The following is a 7,472-nucleotide window of genomic DNA, read 5'->3' as shown; positions in this document are numbered from 1 at the left end:
ATACTAGAATAAAATAACAATCAACCAAGATAAATTCTATCAAGAAAAAGTAAAAAAATCAAAACACTAGTAATAATTACTCTCCTTAATATAGAATTTTTTAGAGTAAACAAAGTTTTAAAAGAATTCTATTCTAATCAACTCAATATCTCTATTCATAAGCTTATAAAGAGTATCCAGATTACAATATAAAAAAATAATTAATAAGATTTTAAAGTATTTTTATGAAAGAATTTTGATAATGATGGGAAACTATACTGTAATTTAAGGAATAAATCAAAGGTAAGGAAAGCCCTTAAGGCATTCTTTGAAGCAACTCTGTTTTGATACATGCTTACTCTAGAAAAGAAAAGTAAGATTTAAATAGTAGCTCACTTATTATCTAGAATTGGAGAGAGGGAGTTTGACAACCAATAAAATATAATTAATCTAATAACTTTAAAAGAGTTAATACTAAGAGTAGATTAGATAAAACTAATGGGCAATAAGATACTATCAAATAATAATACTTGAGGTATATGAAAATTAGGGTAATTATATACTTGATTGTAGTAAGGTTTGTGTTATAGTACTTGCGTGAAAGGCTGGTTATATAAAAAGCTAAATCCCTATATCAACCTTTAAATTTTCTATTTTTTGCAATTCTAATTTTATATTTTCTTTAATTTCTTTAATTTTAGAATATCTTTCCGCTATCCTTTTTTGCTCCTCAATATCATAATTCTTTTTCTTGTCAACAGGAATATTAATTTGTATTTTTTCTATTCTATTAACTCCAAGTCTTTTGTTTGAGGCTTCACCCTCTTTATGTAATGGCAAAATGTTATTTAATATAGCCTGCATATATTCCAAAGATATTTTGCCCTGAAATTCTTCTTTTAAAAATAAAGCGCCACAGTGAGTTGTCATGGAAAATTTGCCTTCTCTTAAAAATACAGTTCCAACATAAGTGCCGTCGGTAGTCCAAGTTAAGCATTTACAGTCATAATCGTAAGTATCTATATTAGCAATAATTCCTTCATCACTAGTTTGAGAAGAGTAAGCGGGATATTTTCCTCTATGTTTATTCATATACGATTTAGTATATTTAGATTTACCTTTTTCTATATTAAATATTTCGCCTATTTCGACTACTTGTAAAATAGGATACATCTTCAAAATCAGTAATAATTTTTGACGATTCTATTTTAGAAGCGTAAAGTCCAATTTTTTCTTTTAATTCTTGAATTAAATTAAATTTTGCTATAATTATGTTTTGCTTATCAATGGGCGGCAGCTTTATCTTCAGTTGCATTACTTTGTTAATCCCAGCTTTATTGCTGTAATCAAATTTTTTGGTTAAAATTTCTTCTAATATATATCTTAAATAACTATATAAAGCTTTATTCTTAAACTCATCTTTTAAAACTAAAACTCGGGCATCTTCATTTATCGCAAATTTTCCATTTCTATAAAAAACTCGACCAACAGAACCATTCCTGTTATAAGTTATGCAATCTTTATAATATTTAACATCTTTAATGTTATCAGATATAAAACCAATAACATCGTGTTCATTTTTTGAGCTAGCATACACAGGAATATTGCCTTTATTTTTTTGGCAAAAACGTTTAGTAATACCCTGATTTATGGCGGGAGCATTAAAAATATCTTTAAGACTATACTCTTCTAAATTCATGACTGTCTAATTAAATTAGAATAATCACTAACAAGAAACGAACACTCTGTTAATAAATCAGAAAATTCTTGCATTGTTAAGGGTTTATTTTCATCAACAATCCCTAATTCGGTTCTTTCTTTCTCATTCCAAAATTTATCTATTATCCAATGAGATTCTATGTTATTTTCAAAAATACTAATAGACTGCACTTTGCATCTTTTATCAGTGTTAAACTTAGAAAATCCCTTTTTATTTCCCTTGAAAAACTTAAATAACTCAACAGCTTCTTTAAGGTCGTTTTCTTCAATGTCAAATCTGTTGATATCTCTACTTTCGCCAATTTCACTGCATACATAAGTAAAAACAGGGTCTTTTTGAATTTCTGTTTTGTTTGTTTTTTTAGGAGTGGTAAAAAATGTCTTTATCGGAAGTGATATTATGGCATCAATAAAGCACTCATCTAAAATATATTTTCTTAGGTTTTTATCGTTTTGCCTATTAAGAACTCCATCAGGAACAACAATAAAGGCCTTTCCATTCGGGTTTAAACTTTTAATAATCCATTCCATAAAAAGTCCCTAAACACCCATTGCGTTGATTTTATAATGGTTTTTTAGAATAGAATTCTTTGCAATTTCTTCTTTTAAATTACTGCTTCCGCTCGTTACATATGGTGGATTTGTCAAAATTAAGTCATATTCATTTTCTATTGGCTCTGATAGAGTCCCAAGAATTGAATTAGTCTTCAAAATAAAGCTTTCATTAAAAAGCTTTGCAAATTCTTTGGTGCATTCAGGATTGTTCTTTATTAGCTCGCAAAAGTAAATAAGCATATTTGCTTTTGCAAGTATTATTGTCTTTTGCTCATCTTTATCAAAACCCTTGTCAAAACCTATTATTTTTACCTTTGATTCGATTTTGTTATTTTTTATTTCAAATAGTTCGTGTAAATTTTCCTTAATATATTCGAGCGGAAATTTGCCAACGCCACAAGCAGGGTCGCAAATTTTCATACCTTCTTTTATATCTATCTGAGCCATATCATTTATAGCTCTAACGACGCTTATTGGCGTAAAGAACTGCCCCCAATTTTTCTTGCTAATACTTTCTTTTAAAAAGCTTTCAAATAACTTGCTTTTAAAGTCGTGGTCTATGTTCTCTAGTTTACCAAAATCTCTAAATTTTTCTAAAACTTTTTTAAAAACAGTGTCGTATCCTGCTACAGCTTGCTGGTCTTTACTAACAAATATTGTTCCATTTATAATTGTTGTTTTATCAACATTATTTTCAGGAAATAGTCTTTTTATTTCTGGTCTAATAAGGTTTGTGCAATAATCTAATTGACTATTTTTTTAAGCAATTCATCAAAACTATAATCTTTGCTTAAAATTCCTAAATCACTTAAATATTTGAATATAAAAAGTTCGACAAATGTATATAAACAATTTTCTGGCGTTGCACCGCTTACACTCCAAACATCTTGCCATATTTGCTTTGCTAATCCAGTAGGGTCAATTAGTTGTTGAGGTAATATTTTATCGTTATCACTGCTTATAGATTGTATAATTTCAGAAACTATCCTTTGCAAATTTTCATCTTTTGGGTCAAAAAGGTATTTTAAATCGTTTCCATTTTTATCTTTTACGCTATTGCCTGTTGCAACATTAATCCATATTGTTTCTTGTGTGTCTGTAGCTATTATAAGCTTCGTTCTTAATTTTTTTGCGACTTCTATTTCTTGTAAAATAGCTTTATCTTTTTTATTTTGTGTATTGAATTGTCTAGGAGATTTGTATTCTATTATTGCAATCACTTCTTTTTGTCTTGTAATTATGCCGTCAACCTTTTTTCTTGAAACTTCGCCATAATCAATACTTCTAATAATTTCAGCTTCTTTTAAGGTGTTAATTGATGTTGCACCGATATTATAAAAATTTCAAGTCCCTATTTTTTGTGGATTTTTTAATAAATCTCTTTGTATTTGTAAGTGCTTAGTTGATAACTGGTGATGAATGCCATAAACTCTACGTTTAAATAAACCAAAGATACCCTCTATACCATTGGTTGTTATACTGTCTCTTACGTATTCACCTTTACCATGAGTTAACAGTTTGTCTGTTATAACCTGCATATAAAGTACTCTCATCGGTGTATAAAATAGTATTAACAAAATCTATATGTGTATCTAGGATAGGCTTAATTTCTTTAATATTAGATTTGTTAATGTATTGTAATACGGTATTGCCACCACGTTGCATAAAGCCTAGTACAGACATTTTAAATTTACCACCTTGGCTACCCAAAGTTTGCTTACTAGCATGTTTAAATTTTTCCTTACCACTTAAGTAGGTTTCATCAACTTCAACATCACCGTTCATTTTTTCTATGGTGTTATAAGTTAAGGCATAGCGTATTCTTTGTTGCATGAACCACGCTGTCTTTTGTGTAACCCCTAAGTCTGTGGCAAGCTGTGGAGAGGATATACCTTTTTTATGATTAATTTCTAAATGAAAGGCTAAAAACCATTTAGTTAATGGTAAAGGGCTATCTTCAAATATAGTTCCTTGCTTTACGCTAAATCTTTTCTTACATTGGCTACATTGAAATAAGCCAAGAAGGTTTAAACTCCATATTTTTTCACTTGATTCGCAATGCACACACTTAACTTTGCCTTCCCAACGCAATTTGATTAAGTATTTAACACATTTAAACTCAGTATTCAGCTCTTTTTGCATCATTATTAAATTGCTGAACTTTTTTGACATTTTGCTTCCTCTGTATACTAACTTATATCTAGTATAACAGATCATTTGCTACAGTCAAGTATATAATTACCAAAATTAGGTTAAAGAATTTTTCCTATTTATAGCACTTGAAGGTAGCAGATTCTTAAATTACAATTTAAGTTAAATGTATCAATAATGAAGTGTTATTGCTTTTTTTTTCATAAAAATAAGGTAAGAATAATAATAAATTATTTCCTAGCTTTAGTATTAACAACCTCTTTAAGATCATTACCGGGTTTAGGATACGCCTAGTTATAGCAACTCTTTTATCTACAGAAAAAAAAGTACTAAAGCCATTAATCTAAGTCTCTTTACCATTAATTAATGTAGTGCTTAGCATACTAATAAGGCATTCACAAACTTAGCCACATCCTTATTTTTTAAACCGCATTCCGTAGCAAGCACATTATACTAATTCTTCCTTGTTCATCACCTAACTTCTATTTATTTATTTTATTTTTGCTTCTTTAAATTCTACATGCTTTCTAATTTTAGGGTCATATTTCTTTTTAGCTAATTTGTCTGTAGCTCTAGAGTTTCTTTTAGTTATATAATAATAGCCTGTGCCTGCTGAACTAACTAATTTAATTAAAATAGTGGCTGATTTTGCCATTGTTATGATACCTCTTACTCAATTATTACACCTTATCCCTAAGTATATAAGAATTTTTTTTTAAAGCAAGAGGTTTTTATTGTCTAAAAATAAGAAATCCTATAAACTATACATCATAAGGAATAGTAATATAATCTTTACTTAAGTTAAAGGTTAGCATTCCTCTTATAATATCAACTTCAGTTAAAATTACATCAACCTTATCACCTATTAAAAAGGTTGTATTACTTATTTTTCCTATAACTTGCTGTTCTTTTTCTCGTAAAATAAAGCGCTCATTCCCCATACTTCTAAAAGGTACTAACCCTGAGGACCCATTATCAATTAAATTTACAAACATTCCAGCAGTAGTAATAGTAGTAATATAAGCTTTAAAAATTGTTGTATTTAAATCTTTTTCTAAAAACTGAGCAGTAAGTTTACCAATAGCAGAATACTCAGCCTGCATAGCTTGTCGTTCAGTTTTTGAAATATGGCTTGCGGTATTACTGGCTGAGTATTCTGTAGCTGTTATTTCCTCATCCTCTAAAATTGCAATAATTAGTCTATGAATGGTGAGGTCGGCATACCTTCTAATAGGAGAGGTAAAGTGACAATAATCTTTAAGGGCAAGTCCGAAATGTCCTATATTATAGATATTATATTCTGCTTGAGATTGAGTTTTTAAAACCATTTCGTTAATTATTGGAAAAATATTAGAATCTTTATAATATAACAATAACTCATTTAAGAATCTTGTACTAAGATTATAAGGTACTCTATCAGAATATTTAATACTTCTAAGAAATTCTATTAATTTTTCAATCTTCATATCGCTGGGGTTATCATGAATTCTATAAATACAGATACCTTTTTTATGTAATTCTTTTAGTTTAATAAATTTAGCAGCAGCAATATTAGCACTAATCATGAAATCTTCTACTATTTTGTTAGAAATTAAAGCTTCTTTTACTACAATATTTTCTACATTATTAGAATCATCAAGTACTATTTTTCTTTCAGTAGAAGTAATTTCTAAGGCTCCGCGCTGATGTCTTTGTTTATCTAATAATTGCCAACATTTATATAAGGAATTGATAACCGTATCATTAAGAGGAGCAATATTAGGAGTTACTTCTATATTATCCAGAGCATTTTGTACTTCTTTATAAGTTAAACGAGCATGAGACTTTATTAATGCTCTTTGAAATTCATAATTTTCTAACTCTCCATCACTATTAATATAGAGATGGACTACTAAAGAGCCACGTTCTTCATTAGGATTTAGAGAACACCAGCCGTTTGAGAGCTCTTTTGGTAACATAGGAATAACCAAACCAGGCAAATATACTGAATTCCCTCGCAGGTGAGCCTCTTCATCCAGAAAAGAATTTTCTTTAACATACGCCACCACATCTGCAATAGCTACAATAGCATGAAAACATCCAGGTTTATCGGTAAGTTCTTCAGCCCAAATTGCATCATCAAAATCTTTAGCATCTTCAGCGTCTATGGTTACTAAAGGAATATTCGTTAAATCTATGCGTCCTTCTAAGGTAGGAGCAATACAAGCCTCAGCTTCTTTTAATACGGAGTTAGTAAATTCATGGGGTAGGTTATATTCATAGATTGCTAATAATGATGAAGCCTTTGCCATATCCTGATTTGCAAGAATTTCTAGAAAAATCACCTCTTTTACGGTTACATTATTAGTTATTTGGGCTTTAATTAAAGCACTTTGAGGTATTTCAGGAATATTATTAGAATCGTTAAATTTTAATCCGAAATTTGATCGTATTTTTGAGCTTAAAGGAATCAAATATTTTGAGTTATTGATTTCTTTATAAATGCCGATAATAATTTTATTAGGAGTCTCAATTGCTAAAGGATCTATAGGTTTAATAGGTTTTGCTAATAAATAATTATCATTGGAGGGTTTAATTTCTGCTAAGAAGGAATCCCCTATATTTATGAGTTCTTTAGTAATTACAAAAATTGGATTAGTTATCTTATTTTTATAATAATTATCAGCAAACTCTGCAATATATTCACCCTCACTATTGATGTTTATAAGTTTTAAAAGAGATGTATTAGGAATGCTTGTTTTCTTAGTAGTTTTAGCACTTACCATATAACGATTTGATTGGGTTTTTGCTAAAATTCCTTGGGTTAATAAGTCTTTTATTAGTAAAGTAAATGGTAACTTTTCAGAACTTTTAAGGGAAAACTTTTTCATTAAATCTTTTATAGATGTTGGTTTTTTATTAATAAAAGTAATAATTTCTTCTATTTTAGGTAATGCTCTAGGATGCAGGGGTTTATTATTTGTAAATTTGCTACTGGGGGATTCATTATAGTATTTATGGAAATTATTTTCTTGATCACCTCTAAAGCTGTTTCTGTCTCCGCCTCTTTCAAAACTGCGATCACCTCT

The 7,472-nt window shown here is 29.1% G+C and carries 7 protein-coding genes and 1 pseudogene; all 8 read right to left on the bottom strand.

From position 1 onward, the window contains the following. Positions 1–600: 600 nt before the first annotated feature. Positions 601–1,152 carry a restriction endonuclease subunit S gene (locus ACQCX0_RS04340; RefSeq protein ID WP_462562952.1) on the bottom strand — a complete coding sequence of 184 codons (552 nt, stop codon included), beginning with the start codon at positions 1,150–1,152 and terminating at the stop codon, positions 601–603. Further along, on the bottom strand, positions 1,109–1,678 hold the full coding sequence (locus ACQCX0_RS04335) for a restriction endonuclease subunit S (protein WP_462562951.1): 570 nt from the start codon (positions 1,676–1,678) through the stop codon (positions 1,109–1,111). Before ACQCX0_RS04335 ends, ACQCX0_RS04340 begins: the two co-directional genes overlap by 44 nt. Further along, positions 1,675–2,814: pseudogene (locus ACQCX0_RS04330) on the bottom strand (HsdM family class I SAM-dependent methyltransferase). The gene ACQCX0_RS04335 and the pseudogene ACQCX0_RS04330 overlap by 4 nt, the downstream one beginning before the upstream one ends. Positions 2,815–2,996: 182 nt before the next feature. Continuing rightward, positions 2,997–3,473 carry a hypothetical protein gene (locus ACQCX0_RS04325; protein WP_462562950.1) on the bottom strand — a complete coding sequence of 159 codons (477 nt, stop codon included), beginning with the start codon at positions 3,471–3,473 and terminating at the stop codon, positions 2,997–2,999. Between the two features lie 123 nt (positions 3,474–3,596). Beyond that, positions 3,597–3,791: a transposase gene (locus tag ACQCX0_RS04320; protein ID WP_465029887.1), complete on the bottom strand. Its 195-nt coding sequence runs from the start codon at positions 3,789–3,791 to the stop codon at positions 3,597–3,599. Next, a complete protein-coding gene (locus ACQCX0_RS04315) occupies positions 3,754–4,425 on the bottom strand; it encodes an IS1595 family transposase (RefSeq protein ID WP_465029886.1) in 672 nt (223 codons plus the stop codon). Before ACQCX0_RS04315 ends, ACQCX0_RS04320 begins: the two co-directional genes overlap by 38 nt. Positions 4,426–4,894: 469 nt before the next feature. Then, a complete protein-coding gene (gene rpmG / locus ACQCX0_RS04310; RefSeq protein ID WP_462562949.1) occupies positions 4,895–5,059 on the bottom strand; it encodes a 50S ribosomal protein L33 in 165 nt (54 codons plus the stop codon). A 106-nt stretch (positions 5,060–5,165) separates the two neighbouring features. Continuing rightward, positions 5,166–7,472: ribonuclease R family protein (locus ACQCX0_RS04305; protein WP_462562948.1), on the bottom strand; the 2,307-nt coding region annotated here is incomplete at its 5' end.

It is taken from the genome of Candidatus Hepatincolaceae symbiont of Strigamia maritima (assembly GCF_055505085.1).
The sequence above is the reverse complement of the archived record's forward strand: the minus strand, read 5'-3'. Positions and strand labels throughout refer to the sequence as shown.